This window comes from Stutzerimonas stutzeri, from assembly GCF_024448935.1.
Classification (GTDB): Bacteria; Pseudomonadota; Gammaproteobacteria; order Pseudomonadales; family Pseudomonadaceae; genus Stutzerimonas; species Stutzerimonas stutzeri_AO.
This window is the reverse complement of sequence record NZ_JAMOIE010000024.1, coordinates 34635-53350: the sequence shown is the minus strand read 5'-3', so window position 1 is coordinate 53350 and position 18716 is coordinate 34635. Positions and strand designations below refer to the sequence as shown.

Genomic DNA, 18716 nt, shown 5'->3' with positions numbered 1-18716 from the left:
CCTCCAGCCTCCAGCCTCCAGCGGCAGTTGCGCTACAATCGCCGCCCTTTTTTTCGACTGACCGGAACTGCCGATGACCACGCTGCTTGCCCTGGATACCGCCACCGAAGCCTGCTCCGTCGCGCTGCTGCATGACGGTCAGGTGCTGAGCCATTACGAGGTGATTCCGCGGCTGCATGCCCAGCGTCTGCTACCCATGATCCAGGCGCTCCTGAGCGAGGCGGGCATCGCGCTATCGGCAGTCGATGGCCTGGCATTCGGTCGTGGCCCCGGCGCTTTTACCGGGGTGCGTATCGCCGTTGGTGTGGTGCAGGGCCTGGCGTTCGCCCTGGAGCGGCCGGTGCTGCCAGTCTCGACCCTGGCAACCATCGCCCAGCGCGCTTACCGCGAACAGGGTGCGGAGCAGGTGGCGGTGGCGATCGACGCCCGCATGGACGAGGTCTACTGGGGTTGCTATCGGGTGCAGCAGGGTGAAATGCAGCTGGCCGGCAGCGAAGCGGTGTTGCCACCGGAACAGGTCGGCCTTCCCCGCGGAAGCGAAGGGCAATGGTTTGGTGCGGGTACAGGCTGGGGTTACGGCACGCGTCTCGCCGTTCGTCCCTCGGCGAGCGACGCTACCCTGCTGCCGCATGCTTTGGATCTGCTTACGCTGGCCGGCTTTGCCTGGCAGCGTGGGGAAGCGGTGGAGGCCGATCAGGCCCAGCCGATCTACCTGCGTGACAATGTTGCCACTCCCAAGGCCGCTCGGTGACAAGCGGCATTGCCAATTGCGGGTCGGCTCGCTACAGTCGGCGAACTTGAATAGGTGAATAATGCGCCTTAACGGTCTCGCCCCCTCTGCCTATCCCATCGAACGTCCTGCCCACCCTGGCAGTGCGCCGGTCCCTTATCATCGCAAAAGCGAAAGGGCTGCGGAGCCGGCACGCGAGCCCATCGTCACACCGGCTAGCCAAGCCGATGCCACCTACGAACACCTCGCACGACGCAGTAAAAGCGAGTCGACTGACTACGCTTCGGTTATCTCTCGTGATTTTATGCCTGCGCGCTTCGAGGCCATGATGGAGCGACCGCTTACCAGCCGCGCCACCCAGGCGCTGCAGAGCTATGGCACCACCGCCAGCTTCACGGCTGACCTCGACGCTCACGAGGTGCTCGGCCTGGATCTCTATGCCTGAGGCCTAGCAGGCTGTTGAAAAATTACCTGCGTTGCCATTGCTGCGTTAAAAACAGGCTCAAAATGCTCATTTACAACTCGTAAACTCCGCTTTTTCGCCTGTTTTTGCCTTGCACTGGCTGCCTCGCCCACGTTTTTCAACGGCCTGCTAGTGAACCGCGCCTGAATCTTCCCTGCTTTCTCGGCTGCCCCTCCTGGAACGATGCCGCCTGGCGTGGCTCGCTCTACCCGCCGGGCTTGCCCGCCAGTGAATACCTTGCGCGCTATTGCTTCGTGTTCAACACGGTCGAGGGCAATACATCGCTTTGTGCCTGGCCTTCGGTGCAGAAGATCGAGCGGTGGGCAGCGCTGATGCCAGAGGGTTTCCGCTTCTGCGCCAAGCTGCCTGGCGCAGGGAAGCGTCCACGTCTACCTGCATACCCCAGACAACCGCCTGGCGCCCGAGCTGGCCATGCGCTTCCATGAGCAGCTCAGCGGGCGGCTACCCGGCTTGCCTCCGCTGGCCGCGCCGCCCATGCAAACCGACCAGGCGCAGCTCTCCCTGCTCGGCGTGGCTGGGGAAGGCTGACAGCACGGGTCGCAAGCGCCAGCGCTGCAACCTTCGCGTCCCGACGTTGCCGAAACGGCTATGACATTTGGCCGTTTCTTTGTGCTGCTGCTCCTCGCACTGGCTGGGTTCGCCTACGCGGTGTGGCGTGGGCACGTCGATGTCCCGGCGAAGTGGAACCCCTGGGCACCGCTGGACATCCGCGAGGCGCCGAACCTGCTGACCCCGTTCAAACTGCAGCGCTTGCAGCATGATCGTGCGCTGTGTGAACAGGCTTTGAAGACGTCCGACTTGGACTATGTGGCCGTGCCCGACAGCACGCCGCAGCCTGGCTGCCCGATTGAGAACGCCGTTCGCGTCAGCGGTTCGGCAGTACGCTTCAACGGCGCGTTTCTGGCCACCTGTCCTCTGGCCGCGGCTTATGCGATGTTCGAACGGCATGGTCTGCAGCCGGCCGCACAGCGGATACTCGGTCAGCCGGTCGCTCGAATCGATCACTTCGGCAGTTTTGCCTGCCGCAACATTGCGCGAAGCAACAGGCGCAGTCAGCACGCCGCGGCCAATGCGCTGGATCTGGCCGGGTTCCGCCTGGAAGATGGCACGCGCATCACCGTTGCGCGCGACTGGAACGGCGACGACGATAAGGCGCGCTTTCTCCGCGAGGTCAAGGCAGCCGCCTGTGATGCGTTCAAGATCACCCTGAGCCCTGAGTACAACGCGGCCCATCACGATCATTTTCATGTGGACATGGGCGGTTTCGGCATGTGCCGCTGAGGCAGCCCGGCGTCACCTCTGGCAAAATGCGGCGTTTTTCCGACCAGAGTTTCTCCATGGCCGCCTCATCTCCGTTGGTTCGCGTCGAAGCCCTCGCTCCTCGATTCGCCGAACAGGCTGACGCCTGGGCGATGCGACTGGGCTTGCCGATGCAAGCGGACGACGCGGAGTTCGCGCTCCAGCTTGGGGAGGACGGTCTGCAACTGCAGTTGCTCGGGCCGAACGCGCCAGGGCCGGTGCGGGTGGATTTCGTCGAAGGCGGTGCTGCGCATCGTCGGCAGTTCGGCGGGGGCAGTGGGCAGATGATCGCCAAGGCAGTTGGCATCCAGTCCGGCATCCGTCCCAGCGTCTTGGATGCGACGGCTGGCCTGGGGCGCGATGCGTTCGTGCTGGCGACACTGGGCTGCGAAATGGTGCTATTCGAGCGGCAGCCGCTGATTGCCGCACTGTTGGATGACGGCCTGAGGCGTGGTCGCGATGATGCCGAGGTGCGTCCCATCGTCGAACACATGCGTTTGCAGCAGGGCAACGCCATCGAATTGATGGATCACTGGCAGGGCGAACCGCCGCAGGTCGTCTATCTTGATCCGATGTTTCCGCACCGGGAAAAAAGCGCACTGGTGAAAAAGGAAATGCGCCTGTTCCGGCCTTTTGTTGGTGATGATCTGGATGCGGGCGTCTTGCTCGAACAGGCACTGGCGCTGGCCAGTCACCGGGTGGTGGTGAAGCGGCCACGCAAGGCGCCGGCCATCGACGGGCGCAATCCGGGCTACAGTCTGGAGGGCAAGTCCAGTCGTTACGATATCTACCCGAAGAAGAAACTGGCATCCGGCAGCCGATTTACGTCTCGTAACGATCCGGCCGCATCAGACCGGTGATCACAAGCGAAACGCGACTTTCTTGGTCTTGCTTATTCTGCGCAACAGTGGCATTCCTAGATCAGGCCGTTTGTGGCTGAACGGTGGTTACCCGATCGCGTAGAAGGAAGAGCATATGCAGATCCAAGTTCATAGCGATAACCACATCGAAGGCAGCGCCCGTCTCGTCGAGTGGGTCAGTGGCAGTGTTGCCGACAAGCTGGATCGATTCGACGATGAAGTCACCCGTGTCGTGGTCCACCTGAACGACGAGAACGGCGTGAAGGCTGGCGCTCAGGACAAGCGCTGTCAGATCGAGGCACGGCCGAAGGGCCAGCAGCCCGTTTCCGTTACGCACAAGGCGGCCTCGCTTGAGCTGGCGGTCGATGGCGCCATCGACAAGCTTAACAATGCGCTGAGTCACCAGTTCGGCAAGCTGCGCAACAAGCGCGCCTCGGCGCCGACTCCCCTGGAAGGCGAGACCCTGGAAGTGGAAGGCCGCGACGCCCTGCTGGAAGAAGACTTCCTTGCCGACGAGCAGCTGCGCAGCTCCTGATACCTGGCGTCCTCTCGCAACCGGCAGGCATCGCCCCGCGAAGCCTGCCCCTCGCTCCCCCTCGCCATCAACCGTTCTCAGACGATACCGTCGATCCGATGACCGGGCCTCTGAGCGTTCGTGCCTGTGCTATACCCAATGCACAGTTGCAGTTGGATGCCGGGCCGTGGCGCGCTCGGGAATGTGCGGCAATTGGACGAGGAAAAGGGGGGGCCATCAGGCACGTGGGCGAGCTCCAGCGGCTAACCCGTGCCACCAGCAGGCGAGAGGTGACACCATGACCATGATGCAATGTAAATACCGTGATCACGTCATTACCGCGGAGGTAATGGAACATCCCGGCACACCGACCCCTTGGGCCGGTGGGTGCCGTATCAGCAATCCCCAGGGGCAGACCACCCGGCGCATGGCGCTTCCGGTTGGGCACGCCTTCATGGCAGAACTCGAACAGGCACAGCGGGCATCCATCGCCCATGGCAAGTGGCTGGTCGATCAGTGCCTCGATCAGGGACGGCAGCTGTTCGAAAGGGCTGCCTGAACCTTTCCAACCTGTCGCAGCCCATTGGCTGCGGCGGGTTTTTTGACTCTCTCACAAGACGCACAAAGCGCTGGCATTGGCTGCTTGCCTGCTTCGGGTTGAACTGTGCGGTGCTCCATCGTCTCTATCTAGGAGGGATCGCCAGCGAGGCGGTCGAATGTTCTGCATGGCCTGATGGAGCCCGCTCATGGAATTACCTAACCAAGACCTCGGCACACTTTTCGAACAGCTCGGCCTGCCGTCGGACCCGGCCAGCATCGACGCGTTCATCGCCAGCCACCGCCCGATTCCCAACCATATGAAAGTCTCCGAGGCGCCTTTCTGGAGCGAAGCTCAGGGCTCTTTTCTCAAGGAGCAGTTGATGGCCGATGCCGAATGGGCACCGGTGGTCGATGAGCTCAATGTGCGCCTGCACGAGCAGGGCGAAGAATTACCCTGAGTCAGAACGGCGGCTCCGCCTGGCCGGTCAGGTCAGGTGGACAGCGCCTTGGCGCGCCAGTGAGCCAAGGCGCTCTGTATGCCCATCGCGATCGATTGACTAGAATCTGCCTTTCCGCGCGACTACCGCGCAGCCGCTTCACAGGACGGACATGACTTCCCAGCGATTCCGCGATATCGATGCGCGCTATGCCAGCGCCAAAGCCCTTGCCCTCGAGGCCGCCCAGTTGGGCATGGATTTCTACCGCAAGCGCGAGGCACTGACCATCGAACACAAAGGCGACGACCTGCAGGATGTGGTCAGCATTGCCGACAAGCAGATCGAAGCCTTTATCCGCGAGCGGCTGACCCAGCTCTTTCCCGAGGATGGTTTCCTGGGGGAAGAAAGCGGTTCGGCCGATCTTGACGCCCGCTGCGTCTGGGTCATCGACCCGATCGATGGCACCGCCTGCTTCGTCAACGGCCTGCATAACTGGTGTGTGTCGGTCGGCCTGCTGATTGACGGTGAGCCGCACCTCGGTGCGATTGCCGACCCCAACCACAATGAACTGTTTCATGGTTGCCTGGGCAAGGGCGCCTTCGTCAACGACACTCCATTGCAAGTCAGCGCGGCGACCCACGTCGGCCAAGGCATGACCGCAACTGGCACCTTTCATCCTCGCGGGAAAGAGCACTTCATTCCGTTCATGGAAAAGCTGCTGGCCGAAGGCGGCATGTTTTTCCGCAATGGCTCCGGCGCGCTGATGACCGCCTACGTGGCAGCGGGGCGGCTGCTCGGTTACTACGAGACCGAGCTGAAAAGCTGGGACTGCATGGCAGGGCTGGTGCTGGTGAAGGAGGCGGGCGGTCGGGTCAACGACTTCTTCCGTAACGACGGCCTGCTGCTTGGCAATCCCTATCTTGTCGCCTGTCCGGGCGTGTATCCACAGTTGGCGGAGATGATCGGACCATCGCTGGACGATTGAGCGTGCCGTTGACTGATCTCGCATTGGCAGCTTGGTTGTTGGCGAAACCGGGGGCGCGCGGGCTATCGGTGCTACGAGGTGCCTGAAGGTTCATCGCGAGCAAGCTCGCTCCTGCGGGCGTGCGCGGCGTTCTTGTAGGAGCCAGCTTGCTGGCGATCCGGGTTTGCGCTATCGGTGCTACGAGGTGCCTGGGGCTGTTCGCGAGCAAGCGCGCTGACCGGCGTTTGCGGGCGTCTTGTAGGAGCCCGGCTTGCTGGCGATCGGTGCCCGCCGAGTGACCAGCACCCGGCGCGGACCGGACCTTTATCAGGTACGTAGTTCAGGTGGAACGGTGCCGCCATGTTCGGCGAGCTTGTGCATCACGGTGCGATGCAGCCAGCTGTTCATCTGGGCCGAATCGCCCATCTTGTCTGATGGGCAGCCCAATTCGGTGGCGAGTTCCTTGCGCGATTCCAAGCTGCTGTCCAGCCCCAACAGCTTGAGCAGATCGACGATCGAGGTGCGCCAGTTCAACGGCTCAGGATGGTTGGCAGCCATTGCGTCGAGCTTTGCTGGAACATCCACGGCACTGGTTGATTGGCCCGTCGAGTGGGCCACCCCTTCGGGACTGGGCGCAGTTCCGGGTGGTGTCGTGGTGGCGTTGTGTGCAGCGGTAGGCCGCTGCGAATCAACCACGGTATCCGGCGCATGCCGGTTCGGCGTGTTGTTCGGATCGACCGGCTTGTGCGCCTCGTTGCTCACGCCGCCCATGCCGAGTTTTTCTTTGATCGTGTCGAACAGGCCCATTTCAATTCCTCTGGTCATTACGTGGTGATTTTTGGACCGCCATGACACGTCGAGGATTCGCTGCCGCAGGTCGGGAAGCGCGCCGCTCCGGGCCTTACCGACCAGAGGTCGCGGCCCGCTGCGTCGTATCTTGAGGGGAAAACCCAGCGCCGGACCAGTCAGGCCAAGCCCGGTGGCGGGGTGCTCGGTTCCAGGCCAAAGGCACTCGCGGCGACGATGATGCCGAGCACCCATACCGCGTAATCGCATACCTGCCGGACCAGATTTTCGACGGTCAGGTCGTTGGCCAGGCGGCCCACAATCTTCCTCATCAGCGCGCGTATAGCAGTAGCCAGCCCCCAGAACAGTAGCAGGGCCCGCAGGCCAAGCGTTCGTGGCAGGGCGGGGAAAAGCAGTCACAAGGCGAGGAGATAGGGTGTTCATCCGCGTTCGATTTGCAGTGACCGTAAACAAACAGGCCGCCGGGTTGGCGGCGGCCTGTTGATGAAACTTGCAACCGGCGGTTGTGGGTACCGAGGGACTGTGGTTGCAATGCGATCGTCTTCAGTTGGCGTTAGAAAATCAGCGCGAACAAGCCGATCACCACTAACAGGCCGATTAGAAAGATGATGCCGATTGTGCTGCCCAGAAACTTCAGCATGAGAATGACTCCTTTGCATTGGGTTCACTGAATCCGACTGGGCGCGCGTGCGAAACGTTCAGAAAACCGGTCGGCCGGCCGCGGCCGCTGCAGGCTTCAGGGGCTTTTCCAGATCAGCTGCAGCCCAGCCAGCAGCATTACCGCGGCGGCCTGTTTCGGCGAGGTTGCCAGGGCCGGCAAGGGTACGGCGATCCCGCCCAGGGCACCACCGAAGCCGCCTTTGGACAGGCCGCCGGCAGGGCGAACAGCAGGCAGTCAGAAAGCGTCATGAGTGTGATCGGGCATGCGGGGCAGGGGTTGGCTTCGTTGTGCATCATCGCATCTTCGCCTGTGGCTGGCCGCGGCAATGCGCGCGAGAGAGGATCGCTTGCAGTGGATCGTGGTCAGCATCTTTAACGCAGACTGACAGGTGCTCCATGAGCCTATTGAACGCGATTCCATTTCATGCCTCCGCATGCATGGAGCCGTCCCGCGCGGCGGTTGCCGTTCTGCTGGTACTGGCGACAAGCCTGGCGTGCCAGGCGCAAGCTCAGGAACCTCACCCATTGATTGGCTTGATAAACGAATTTCGTGAGGCGGAAGAAAGCTGCGGGGACGGCAAGGGTCAGGCTGTCGGGCCTCTGGCGCCGAACGAGGCACTGAATGTGCAGCCGGCCGCCAGCGGCGCTCAGTTGCAGAAAGCGCTGCAAGCCGCGGGTTATCGACCGGCCAAGCTGCAGGCCATGTCCGTTGCAGGCCCGGCGGACGCGACAACGGCCATGCAAGCGCTGAAGCAGCGTTATTGTGCGCCGCTACGTAGCCACGAGTTCGCTGAGATCGGCGTGTCGCGCAAGGGCAACACCTGGCAGGTGCTACTGGCCCAGCCGCTGCTGTCGCCTGATCTAGGCGACTGGCAGCAGGTGGGCAAGAACATTCTGCAACGGGTCAACGAAGCGCGGTCCAAGCCGCGAACCTGCGGCAGCCGTTCGTTCAAGGCTGCGCCCGCACTGAGCTGGAACGGCGAGCTGGCCGATGCTGCGCTGGCGCACAGCCGGGATATGGCCAAACAGGATTTCTTCAGCCATCGGGCGCCGGATGGCAGCCTGGTCAGTGACCGAGCCGACCGTGCCGGGTACAGCTGGCAGCGGATTGGCGAAAACATTGCGGCTGGGCAAGGCTCGGAGGAGCAGGTCATGGCCGGTTGGCTGGCCAGCCCTGGGCACTGCAGCAACATCATGAACCCGGATTTCACCGAGATGGGCGCGGCCTATGCGATCGACAAGTCCAGCGCCGCCGGCAGCTATTGGACCCAGGTGTTCGGCACGCCTCGCTAGGCTGCTGGTGAGGGAGCGGGTTCAGGTCTGGCTCTCCAGCCAGTTATTCGCTTCGGTGTGCTGGTTCTCGTCGAAGGCCTTGATGGCCAGGCCGGGGAAGAGCGCCCCCTCGATCTCGCTGGCCCTGCGCAGCCAGTCCTTGTCGGACACCACCGCGCAGCGATCGAAGCGGCGGATAAAGCGGAACAGTTGAGGAATTCGCGCCAGTTCGACGCCCATCGCGCCGAGCGTCGGAATATCGAAATCGCCGATGCGATAGAGCATCTGGCCGTGGCTGATGCCTTCAGATTTTCGCATCAGTTCGTCGAGTGCGAAGCGCATCTCGCTGCTGTCGAGTTTGCCGGAAAAATCCACGTCGATGCGATTGTCACCAATGCGGGTTACATGAAACATGACGAGTCCTCAATGAAAAAATGGGTGCCAGACAAGTAGTCCTGCCATTACCTGACCATAGTCGTTATGCGGCGTTCGGCTGAGCAAAAAACCGCATTTACCAGCCTCTATAGTGATCTGGATCAAGGCACCGACTGGCCGATCATGAGCGCTTATAATCGGCTCAAACCCTTGTGTGGCAGGCTTTTGCAAAAAGTTTGTCTAAAGCCATGGACGCTTCACGGCAGAGCAGCACGACAACGCTTACGCAGATCGAAGCGGCGCAACATGCCTTGGGACAGATTGTCGGCGCGGTGCAGACCATTCGCGGCATGACCAACCAGATTGCGACGGCGGCCGAGGAGCAGTCACAGGTTGCCGAGGGCATGAACCAGTCGCTGACCCGTATCGCTCAGGTAGCCGATGAGGCGGCCAGCGCCACCCACGACACCGCGGCGTCGGGCAACACCATCATGCAGAGCATGAACGGACTCAAAGCACTGACCGGGCGTTTCCGTCTGGAGGCGTGATCAAATTCAGGTTGAAGCGGGGAGGTGCTGCTTGGAAGAGGATCGCTCGGCGCTATAGATGGCTGAGCGGCCTGGTTGCCCCCGCGCAAGATGCGCGGGGGCTGCAGGATCAGTCCTGGCGGCTGGTCACTTCCAGCAGGTGATAACCGAACTGGGTTTTAACTGGACCCTGGACTTCATTGAGCGGGGCGCTGAAGACCACGGTGTCGAATTCCTTGACCATCTGCCCGGGGCCGAACGAGCCCAGGTCGCCGCCCTGACGGCTGGACGGGCAGCTGGAATTGTCCTTGGCAACCTGAGCGAAATCGGCACCGCCTTCGATGGCAGTCTTCAGCTCGTTGCACTTTTCTTCGGTGGGAACCAGGATGTGGCGGGCGGTGGCTCGTGCCATGGGGATCTACTCCAGTGGGAAAAGTGCGAGCCTACCGGATTTGCTCAGCGATTCAAGCATCGGCTCAGTTCGGTTCGGGCGAGGGCTGTTCCGGTGAGTTCTGCAGGGTCGCCAGGCAGCGTTGGTATTGCTCGGCGCTGAGCGGCCTGTAGCCGGTGAAGTGAATCCAGCTGGGCAACCCCTGCAGATAGTGTTCGACGAATGCGTGGGTGATCGGCTTGCGCTGCAGGCTCTCTTCGTTCAGGTATAAAAACAGCGGGTGCGTCAGTGGCTGATAGCGGCCTTCGCTGACCGTGGCGAGCGTCGGGTAAACCGGTCCGTTGCCATTGTCCATGGGGCCGTTGATATCCGTCTCGCCGGCGCAGAAGCGACGAAAACCCGACTCGGTGAAACTCTTCTCCGCTGCGGACATGGCCGAGGCTGACAGTGGTACAGGTCAGCGATGAAAAAAAGGGGAGGCAGAAGCCTGCCGCCAACACACTCAGGCAGCGTTGCTGCTGCGTGTGGCTTCGGCTGTGGAGCGCTCGGCCAGATACCGTACCAGGCGCGATTTGTCAGCGTCATCGAACGCCAGGCCGAGCTTGGTCCGGCGCCAGAGGATATCGTCGAGCTGCGTCGCCCATTCTTCAAGACGAAGGTAGTCGACTTCCAGGGCATACAGGTGCTGGCCAAGGTCTTCACCCAGTGCATCGATCGAGCGGGCATCGCCGAGCATGCGCCAAACGCGATTGCCATAGAGGGTCGCCCAGCGTTTGGCCAGCGGTTGATCGATGCCTATTACCTCGGCCATCAGCTCATCAGCAAGCGCCTCGGCGGTGGTCATGCCTTCCCCACCAGGCAACGTATCCTTGGCTGTCCAGCTTGGGCCCATTTTCGGGAAAAATGGCTTGAGCTGAGCCATCGCCGATTCGGCGAGTTTGCGGTAGGTGGTCAGCTTGCCACCGAACACCGAGAGCAAGGGCGCCTGCTTCTGTTCGGCAGCCAGAGACAAGGTGTAATCGCGCGTCACCGCCGATGGGTTATCCGACTCGTCGTCACACAACGGCCGAACACCGGCAAACGTATGAACGATGTCATCGGCTTTCAGCTGCTTGCGGAAATGGCTATTGGCGACGCCCAGTACATAGGCGATCTCTTCTTCACTGATGCTGACCGTGGCCGGGTCGCCGCGGTATTCGCGGTCGGTGGTCCCGATCATGGTGTAGCGGTCGAGATAGGGGATGGCGAAGACGATGCGCCGATCCTCGTTCTGCATGATGTAGGCCTGCTCACCTTCGTACAGTTTCGGCACGATGATGTGGCTGCCCTGAATCAGGCGGATGCGGTAAGGCGAGCGCTGTCGCAGGTTCTCACCGATGAACTGCGCCACCCAGGGCCCGGCCGCGTTGACCAGCGCCTTGGCGCGCAGGGAGAAACGGCCGCCATCCTGACGCCGCAGTTCGACATGCCAGATGCCGCCGGCGCGCTTGGCGCTCAGGCATTGGGTACGGGTGTGGATGTGCGCGCCTTTTTCCCGCGCGGCCATGGCGTTAAGCACGACCAGTCGCGCATCGTCGACCCAGCAATCGGAATATTCGAAACCGCGCTTGATCGCTGGCTTCAAAGGACTGTCATCGCCGAAGCGCAGGCCGCGTGAAGCGGGCAGCTTTTCACGCTTGCCGAGGTTGTCGTAGAGGAACAGGCCGGCACGGATCATCCAGGCGGGGCGCAGGTGTGGACGGTGTGGCAAGACGAAACGCATGGGTTTGACGATATGCGGCGCTTTCGCCAGGAGCACTTCTCGCTCGGCCAGGGCCTCGCGCACGAGGCGCAATTCGTAGTGCTCCAGATAGCGAAGGCCGCCATGGATCAGTTTGCTGCTGGCCGACGACGTGTGGCTGGCCAGGTCGTCGCGCTCGCAAAGGAACACTGACAGGCCACGCCCGGCCGCATCCGCAGCGATACCTACACCATTGATACCACCGCCAATCACAGCAATGTCGTACAGCTCGGAGACGGTCTCAGTCACGGGGTTGTCCTCAAGAACGAACATTGATGTTCGAATATGAACATCCTAGCGCAGGATAATCCCTCTCTCCAGGCTTTAGGTTCGTTTTTTATATTAAAAGAACATAATCGAACCGATACGAACTGCTAATTGGTGCTTAGCTGGGCATTGAGATAATGCCGGTCAGCGAATGCGCGCCGTCAGTGTGGGCGTGAGAGGTTATGGCAATGCTATTGGTGGGCTGAAGCCCACCCTACTGCTGCGGCGGGCTGACGATCACCGACACGAACGTATCGGCAGTTAGAGGGCAGGCTGCGGCCGAGGAGGGTGGGCTTCAGCCCACCGGTGCCGCCACTGCAAGGTCAGGTATTAGCCACCGTCAAATCAGGAGTCGGCGCGAGGTGCGCCATCAGGCGCATGGTGCAGCTGAGGGCGAGTCGGTGTTGGTCTTGCCTCGGGCTGACGAACACCGACACGAACGTATCGGCAGTTAGAGGGCAGGCTGCGGCCGAGTAGGGTGGGCTTCAGCCCACCGGTGCCGCCACTGCAATGTCAGGTATTAGCCACCGTCAAATCAGGAGTCGGCGCGAGGTGCGCCATCAGGTGCATGGTGCAGCTGAGGGCGAGTCGGTGTTGGTCTTGCCTCGGGCTGACGAACACCGACACGAACGCTTCAGCCAGTCACTTCCAGCTTTACCTCGTGGCGGGTCAGCAGTTCCAGGAAGGCTTCAGGTGGCTGGGCCTCGGTAAACAACATGTCGATCTGCTCAAGCGAGCCGAGGCGGGTCATGGCGTTGCGGCCGAATTTGCTCGAGTCGGCGGCGAGGAAGACCTGGCGGGCGTTGTTGATGATGGCCTGCGAGACGCGTACTTCCTGATAGTCGAAATCCAGCAGGGTGCCGTCTTCATCGATCCCGCTGATGCCGATCAATGCGAAGTCCACCTTGAACTGACCGATGAAATCCGCCGTGGCCTGACCGACCACGCCGCCATCGCTGCGCACGTTGCCGCCTGCGATCAGCACGTCGAAGTCTTCCTTGGGGCTGAGGATGCTCGCCACGTGCAGGTTGTTGGTGATGACTTTCAGGTCGCGGTGGTTGAGCAAGGCGTGGGCGATGGCTTCGGTGGTGGTGCCGATGTTGATGAACAGCGACGCCTGATCGGGAATGTGTGCAGCCATGGCGTCGGCGATGCGGCGCTTCTCGTCGCGCATCTGCCGGGCGCGTTGGGTATAGGCGGTGTTCTGTACGCTGGAATCGTGGGCGGCGCCGCCATGGTAGCGGCGAAGCAGGCCGGCTTCGCCGAGCTGGTTGATATCACGGCGGATGGTCTGGGGCGTGACTGCAAACTGCTGCGCCAGCTCTTCGATGCTGACGTAGCCGCGTTCGCGGACCAGTTCGAGAATGCTTTGCTGTCGTGGGGCCAGACTCATGGAGGCTTCCTTGTTATCGATATGCCGTGAAGGATGCCGCAGTCTGGGGTTTGATTAAAGAATTGTTCGTTTGCGAATAAGCGCGCCCGGCGCGGTTAAGACCCGGGCCGGGCGCGAGGTGTGGTGCGTTTGGACGTCGAGGCTTATTCCTCTTCCCAGTCGCGTGTGCGGCCAACCGCCTTCTTCCAGCCTTTATAGAGTGCTTCGCGCTTCTCATCGTCGCAGGCCGGTTCGAACACGCGCTCGATGGTGGCCTTGCTGCGCAATTCGTCCAGGCTGCTCCAGAAGCCGGTCGCCAAGCCTGCCAGGTAGGCAGCACCGAGAGCGGTGGTTTCCTTCATTTCCGGGCGTTCGACTTGGGTGCCGAGCAGGTCGGCCTGGAACTGCATGAGGAAGTTGTTCGCCACCGCACCGCCATCCACGCGCAGTGAACGCAGGCGCTCGCCGGCGTCCTGCTGCATGGCGTCGAGCACGTCGCGGGTCTGGTAGGCGATGGATTCCAGCGCGGCGCGGATGATGTGGTCGACCTTTACACCCCGCGTCAGACCGAACAATGCGCCACGGGCGCGCGGATCCCAGTACGGCGCACCGAGCCCGGTGAATGCCGGCACCAGATAGACGCCGTTGCTGTCTTGCACCTTGGTGGCGAAGTACTCGGAATCCAGCGAATCGTTGATCACCTTCAGCTCGTCACGCAGCCACTGCACGGTGGAGCCGCCGTTGAAAATGGCGCCTTCCAGCGCGTAGTTCACTTCGCCGCGCGGCCCACAGGCGATGGTGGTGAGCAGGCCATGTTCGGATTGCACTGCCTTGGTGCCGGTGTTCATCAGCAGGAAGCAACCGGTTCCGTAGGTGTTCTTCGCCTGGCCGGGCTCGACGCACATCTGGCCGAACAGCGCGGCCTGCTGATCACCCGCAATACCGGCGATGGGAATGCCGGTGCTCTGGCCGGAGCCGAGATAGGCGTGGCCGTAGACTTCCGAGGAGGAGCGCACGTCCGGCAGCATCTCGCGCGGAATGTCCAGCGCTTCCAGCATCAGCGGATCCCAGTCCAGTTTGTGGATGTCGTAAAGCATGGTGCGCGAAGCGTTGGTGTAATCGGTGACATGGGCCTTGCCCTGGGTCATTTTCCAGATCAGCCAGCAATCAACGGTGCCGAACAGCAGCTCGCCGCGGCGGGCGCGCTCACGGCTGCCCTCGACATGATCGAGGATCCACTTGATCTTGGTGCCGGAGAAGTAGGGGTCGATGACCAGGCCGGTGGTCTTGCGGATATGGTCTTGCATGCCGTCGCGTTTGAGCTGATCGCAGATCGGCGTGCTCTGGCGGCTCTGCCAGACGATGGCGTTGTAGATCGGCCGGCCGGTGTTCTTGTCCCAGACAATGGTGGTTTCGCGCTGGTTGGTAATGCCGATGGCAGCAACCTGCTCATTGGTGATGCCGGCCTGTGCCAGCGCCTCGACGAACACGCCGCTCTGGGTGGCCCAGATTTCCATGGGGTCATGCTCGACCCAGCTCGGTTGTGGGTAGATCTGTGCGAACTCGCGCTGAGCGATGCTGACCACGTTGGCGTTGCGGTCGAGCACGATGGCCCGCGAGCTGGTGGTGCCCTGGTCGAGGGCGACGATGAATGGCTTGTTGTGCTGAGTGCTCATGGTGTCGATTCCTTAACGAGCTTCTTGGGCAGTGACATCGTGTTTGGAGTAGCGGTCAGCCTCCGGTTCCGGTTCCGGAACAGCGCAAGCACCACCAACGCCCGGCAGATGCTTGCAGATCAGTGCCTTGTAGCCGAGGCTGTCAGCCAGGTTTTAACGCGGCAGCCGCCGGGGCCTGCAGGCCGGCAAAAGCCCGGCCATTGACGCAGTCGGATCGCAACGACCTGGGAGGCTGGCTGCGATCCGCTGGTTGAAGGGATTAACTGATCAGTAGTTCCTCGACCTGCGCGGCCCCACGCTCAGTTTTCTGCGGCATGGCTTCGAAGCTGCCTGCCTGGGCCATGCTCCAGATCCTGGCGAAGAACTCGCTGTCGATCTTTGGCCCCAACAGCGCACCGGGCTGGACGAAATAGTAGAGCTGCGAGAACAGCTTGATTTCCGTTGAGCTGACGCGCCGGATCAGGTGGTGCGGGCCCAGTTCGGCAGGATGTGACAAGCCGGCAGCTGCAAGCAGTTCGGCCAGCGCGTGGACGGTGTTGCGGTGGAAGCTGAACACTCGATCGGCCTTGTCCGGCACCACCAGTGCGCGTTGGCGTAGCGGGTCCTGGGTGGCAACGCCGGTGGGGCAGCGATTGGTGTGGCAGTGCTGCGACTGAATGCAACCGATCGCGAACATGAACCCACGAGCCGAGTTCACCCAGTCCGCGCCCATGGCCAGGACGCTGGCGATGTCGAAGGCGCTGACGATCTTGCCGCTGGCACCGATGCGGATGTGCTCGCGCAGATTGCAGCCGACCAGCACGTTATGCACGAACAGCAGGCTTTCGCGCAGTGGCATGCCGATGTGGTCGGTAAACTCGACGGGCGCCGCGCCGGTCCCGCCTTCCTTGCCATCGACCACGATGAAATCCGGATAGATACCGCTCTGCAGCATCGCCTTGACGATGCCGACGAACTCCCACGGATGGCCGATGCACAGCTTGAAACCGACCGGCTTGCCGCCGGACAGTTCGCGCAGGCGGGCGATGAAATTCATCAGTTCCAAGGGTGTGCTGAAGGCGCTATGGCTGGCGGGGGAAATGCAGTCCATGCCCTCCGGTACGCCGCGGGTGGACGCGATTTCCGCGTTGACCTTGCGCCCCGGCAGGATGCCGCCGTGCCCTGGTTTGGCGCCTTGGCTCAGCTTGATCTCGATCATCTTGACCTGCGGATCCCGTGCCTGAACGGCGAAGCGATCCGGATCGAATGCACCGCTTTCGGTTCGGCAACCGAAATAACCGCTGCCCAGTTCCCAGACCAGATCCCCGCCGTGCTGGCGATGGTAGCTGCTGATGCTGCCTTCGCCTGTGTCGTGGTAGAAGCCACCGAGCTTGGCGCCTCGGTTCAACGCCTGGATCGCATTGCCACTGAGCGAGCCGAAGCTCATCGCTGAAATGTTGAACACCGACGCGGAGTAGGGCTGCTCACACTGCGGCCCGCCGATCGACACGCGGAAGGTTTCGGGATCGCTGACCGCTGCGGTGTGGATCGAATGGCCGATGCATTCGTATCCCGGTTCGTATACGTCGATAAGGGTGCCGAAGGGTTTGTCATCCACCTGGTTTTTCGCCCGTGCATAGACGAGCGAGCGTTGTGCGCGGGAAAACGGTACGCGCTCCTGATCGCTTTCAAGCAGGTACTGACGAATCTCCGGGCGGATGCCTTCGACCAGGTAACGGATGTTGCCAAGGATCGGATAATTGCGCCGCACCGCATGTTCGCACTGGCGAAGATCACGAATGCCGATAACTGTCAGCAGCGCGGTGACGACGAACAACAGCCACACCCAGGGGTGGCTCAGGAACGGAAGGCAAAGCACGGCAGAGGCAGCGCACAGGACGAAAAAAGCGTAACGGCTGAACAGCGAGAGATTCATCTGTGCACCTGTGTGAGGGGCGGCGGGCCTGCCATAAAGCGAGAAGCCTATCGTACCGGCCTCGGTCCGCCTATCGGACATCTGTACCCGAGCCGCTTAACGAACCAGGCGCGATAGCGTCGCCGGGTCGGGATCGGCCGCGAAGAACGCATCCAGCACCGCCTGAAAGGTCGACCGTTCAGGCGCAACGGCAGCGAACAGCGTCATGCTCGAGCGCAGCTTCATGTCGTCGGGCGATCCCAGAATCTGCCGTGCCGGACGCTCGGCATGGGCGAGCAGTGCTTGCGCGCATTGCTCCAGGCGAGGCCCGAGCAGAGGGTGTTCCAGATAGGCCGCCGCCTCGTCCGCATCCTTGATGGCGTAGCGACGCGCCATGTCGCTGTGGCCGAGGCCTGCCAACTGCGGAAAGATGAACCACATCCAGTGGCTTTGCTTGTGGCCGGCGTTGAGTTCCGCCAGCGCGCGATCGTAGATCGATTGCTGGGCGTCGACGAATCGCTGCAGATCGTGTGGGTCGCTCATGGTGCCTCCCGATTGCTTAGACTGTCCCAATCAGAGCCGGGATGGCGGGGTTGATTCCCGGGATGGAGGGAGCGACAGCCGGGTGTCGCCGATGGCAGGCCAGGTGAGTCAACGCCCCGCGTGGCTTCATTGGGCTCATAGGCATTCGTAGTGTCGATGCGTTTTGGCAAGGCCGAACACGTTCGGCCCTACAGGCGCATGTCCGCTCGGCGCAGCGTCATGCTCAGCGTGCGTCACCCAGGCCGGCGAGGCGTGTATTGGCGATATAGAACAATTCGCCGCCTCGTACCGGAGTGTCGTTGGACGGATTGATGGTCGGCTGGGGCTGATCTTTGGCGCGGTAGCCGATCAGCGTCGCGTTGTGCCGGTCTTTCAATTGCTTGTACAGCGCGCCAACCGTGCTTTCGTAACTCTCGGGCAGTAGCAGGCGGTATTGGGTCGCGCCCTGGCCGACGCTCAGCAGCTCATTGATGATCACCGAGGAGCCCGGGTCCTGCGATGAGCGCACCAGCATCTCGATGGCCATGCTGGAGGTGCATTCCAGTTTGGGCGCATAGCTGCGCGCCAGTCGGGCGGTCTCGCTGCTGCTGAAATGGGCAACCACGTGGCCGACCGGATTGAGCTGGTTGATGGTCAGCACGACCGCCAGCGTGAGGTCGTCCGAGCCGGTGCGCACCAGTATGCGTTCGGCCCCCTTCACCCCGGCGCGCTGCAGTAGCGCCAGGGACGACAGGCTCTCGCCATGGATGAACTCGGTCTTGCCTGGCATCGGGTTTTCTTCGAGCACCGTGTCGCAGATGACGATCAGGTGGTCATTGGAGGTTTCGTCTTCATGCAGCAGCTCGACGACACGCTCGCTGATTTCGCCTTCCCAACCGATCACAACGGTATGGCCCGTGCAGGGGGCGAACGTCCCTTTGCCTTTCATGCCTTTCCTCCAGACTGCGATTATGGAATTGGTGGTTTTGCCGATGACGGCGGTCAGCAGCGCGATGCCGCCGATCATCAGCCAGGTGGAAACAAAGATGCGACCGCCAGCGGTCTGCGGTGAGAAGTCACCGTAGCCGACCGTCAGTGCGGTGGTCAGATAGAAATAGACGAAGGTCTTCAGCTCGGTGAGCGGCGCCTCGGCGAACAGGCGCAGGCCGAGATAGGACACGCCGGCGTGCACCGCGAGCGCGAATAAAAGGGCGGCCCAGCCCAATCGGCTGGTAACCGCCGCCAGTTGCCTGCGCAACTGAATAATGATCGACATCGGCCCTGACTCCATGGCTTTCGGTAATGGCCATCGTGACGAGGCTCTGAATGGTCCCGGTCACGCTAT

General features: G+C 61.9%; 20 protein-coding genes and 3 pseudogenes. 11 read left to right on the top strand and 12 right to left on the bottom strand.

Translation table 11 applies throughout. The annotated features are described in order from the left end of the window. The first annotated feature begins 73 nt into the window (after positions 1-73). The 9 genes and pseudogenes from tsaB to NA637_RS09475 all read left to right on the top strand — a co-directional run bounded on the left by tsaB (position 74) and on the right by NA637_RS09475 (position 5849). Entirely contained in the window at positions 74-751 is a 678-nt protein-coding gene (gene tsaB, locus NA637_RS09515; RefSeq protein WP_256072040.1) for a tRNA (adenosine(37)-N6)-threonylcarbamoyltransferase complex dimerization subunit type 1 TsaB, read from the top strand. 61 nt (positions 752-812) lie between these two features. After that, on the top strand, positions 813-1175 hold the full coding sequence (locus NA637_RS09510) for a hypothetical protein (RefSeq protein WP_256072039.1): 363 nt from the start codon (positions 813-815) through the stop codon (positions 1173-1175). 161 nt (positions 1176-1336) lie between these two features. After that, positions 1337-1561, top strand: a pseudogene (locus NA637_RS09505) (DUF72 domain-containing protein); the annotation flags it as partial. Between the two features lie 241 nt (positions 1562-1802). Next, positions 1803-2495: an extensin family protein gene (locus NA637_RS09500; RefSeq protein WP_256072038.1), complete on the top strand. Its 693-nt coding sequence runs from the start codon at positions 1803-1805 to the stop codon at positions 2493-2495. Between the two features lie 56 nt (positions 2496-2551). After that, a complete protein-coding gene (locus NA637_RS09495) occupies positions 2552-3373 on the top strand; it encodes a class I SAM-dependent methyltransferase (protein ID WP_256072037.1) in 822 nt (273 codons plus the stop codon). 115 nt (positions 3374-3488) lie between these two features. Then, a complete protein-coding gene (locus tag NA637_RS09490; protein ID WP_256072036.1) occupies positions 3489-3908 on the top strand; it encodes an HPF/RaiA family ribosome-associated protein in 420 nt (139 codons plus the stop codon). A gap of 277 nt (positions 3909-4185) precedes the next feature. Beyond that, positions 4186-4446, top strand: coding sequence for a hypothetical protein (locus tag NA637_RS09485; protein WP_256072035.1), 261 nt, complete (start codon positions 4186-4188; stop codon positions 4444-4446). A gap of 187 nt (positions 4447-4633) precedes the next feature. Beyond that, positions 4634-4885: a DUF2789 domain-containing protein gene (locus NA637_RS09480; protein WP_256072034.1), complete on the top strand. Its 252-nt coding sequence runs from the start codon at positions 4634-4636 to the stop codon at positions 4883-4885. 151 nt (positions 4886-5036) lie between these two features. Continuing rightward, positions 5037-5849, top strand: a complete 813-nt coding sequence (locus NA637_RS09475; protein ID WP_256072033.1) for an inositol monophosphatase family protein — start codon at positions 5037-5039, stop codon at positions 5847-5849. Positions 5850-6155: 306 nt separating this feature from the next. On the opposite strand, the gene NA637_RS09470 is transcribed toward NA637_RS09475, so the two are convergent. From NA637_RS09470 to NA637_RS25500, 3 genes and pseudogenes are all read right to left on the bottom strand, one after another. Beyond that, positions 6156-6635: a DUF3597 domain-containing protein gene (locus NA637_RS09470; RefSeq protein ID WP_256072032.1), complete on the bottom strand. Its 480-nt coding sequence runs from the start codon at positions 6633-6635 to the stop codon at positions 6156-6158. Positions 6636-6793: 158 nt separating this feature from the next. Beyond that, entirely contained in the window at positions 6794-6946 is a 153-nt protein-coding gene (locus NA637_RS09465; RefSeq protein WP_256072030.1) for a hypothetical protein, read from the bottom strand. A 437-nt stretch (positions 6947-7383) separates the two neighbouring features. Beyond that, positions 7384-7544: pseudogene (locus NA637_RS25500) on the bottom strand (sulfite exporter TauE/SafE family protein); the annotation flags it as partial. A gap of 147 nt (positions 7545-7691) precedes the next feature. Here NA637_RS25500 and NA637_RS09460 point away from each other — a divergent pair. After that, positions 7692-8588: a CAP domain-containing protein gene (locus NA637_RS09460; RefSeq protein ID WP_256072029.1), complete on the top strand. Its 897-nt coding sequence runs from the start codon at positions 7692-7694 to the stop codon at positions 8586-8588. A 21-nt stretch (positions 8589-8609) separates the two neighbouring features. Here the strand turns inward: NA637_RS09460 and NA637_RS09455 are convergent, their stop codons facing one another. Continuing rightward, positions 8610-8981, bottom strand: coding sequence for an STAS/SEC14 domain-containing protein (locus NA637_RS09455; protein WP_256072028.1), 372 nt, complete (start codon positions 8979-8981; stop codon positions 8610-8612). Between the two features lie 203 nt (positions 8982-9184). On the opposite strand from NA637_RS09455, the pseudogene NA637_RS09450 reads away from it, so the two are divergent. Then, positions 9185-9490, top strand: a pseudogene (locus NA637_RS09450) (methyl-accepting chemotaxis protein); the annotation flags it as partial. A gap of 109 nt (positions 9491-9599) precedes the next feature. Here the strand turns inward: NA637_RS09450 and NA637_RS09445 are convergent. From NA637_RS09445 to NA637_RS09410, 8 genes are all read right to left on the bottom strand, one after another. Next, a complete protein-coding gene (locus tag NA637_RS09445) occupies positions 9600-9881 on the bottom strand; it encodes a peptidylprolyl isomerase (protein WP_256072025.1) in 282 nt (93 codons plus the stop codon). Positions 9882-9945: 64 nt separating this feature from the next. Beyond that, the gene (locus NA637_RS09440; RefSeq protein WP_256072024.1) at positions 9946-10293 is read right to left on the bottom strand and encodes a hypothetical protein; all 348 of its coding nucleotides are present in this window, start codon (positions 10291-10293) and stop codon (positions 9946-9948) included. A 69-nt stretch (positions 10294-10362) separates the two neighbouring features. Next, complete coding sequence (gene glpD / locus NA637_RS09435) at positions 10363-11913, bottom strand: glycerol-3-phosphate dehydrogenase (protein WP_256072022.1); 1551 nt, start codon at positions 11911-11913, stop codon at positions 10363-10365. Positions 11914-12541: 628 nt separating this feature from the next. Further along, positions 12542-13300: a DeoR/GlpR family transcriptional regulator gene (locus tag NA637_RS09430; protein ID WP_256072021.1), complete on the bottom strand. Its 759-nt coding sequence runs from the start codon at positions 13298-13300 to the stop codon at positions 12542-12544. A 143-nt stretch (positions 13301-13443) separates the two neighbouring features. Further along, a complete protein-coding gene (gene glpK / locus NA637_RS09425; protein ID WP_256072020.1) occupies positions 13444-14955 on the bottom strand; it encodes a glycerol kinase GlpK in 1512 nt (503 codons plus the stop codon). A gap of 259 nt (positions 14956-15214) precedes the next feature. Beyond that, a complete protein-coding gene (locus NA637_RS09420) occupies positions 15215-16870 on the bottom strand; it encodes an FMN-binding glutamate synthase family protein (RefSeq protein WP_256072019.1) in 1656 nt (551 codons plus the stop codon). A gap of 96 nt (positions 16871-16966) precedes the next feature. After that, complete coding sequence (locus NA637_RS09415) at positions 16967-17392, bottom strand: DUF1810 domain-containing protein (protein WP_256072018.1); 426 nt, start codon at positions 17390-17392, stop codon at positions 16967-16969. Positions 17393-17615: 223 nt separating this feature from the next. Further along, the gene (locus tag NA637_RS09410; RefSeq protein WP_256072017.1) at positions 17616-18647 is read right to left on the bottom strand and encodes an ion channel; all 1032 of its coding nucleotides are present in this window, start codon (positions 18645-18647) and stop codon (positions 17616-17618) included. Positions 18648-18716 lie beyond the last annotated feature (69 nt).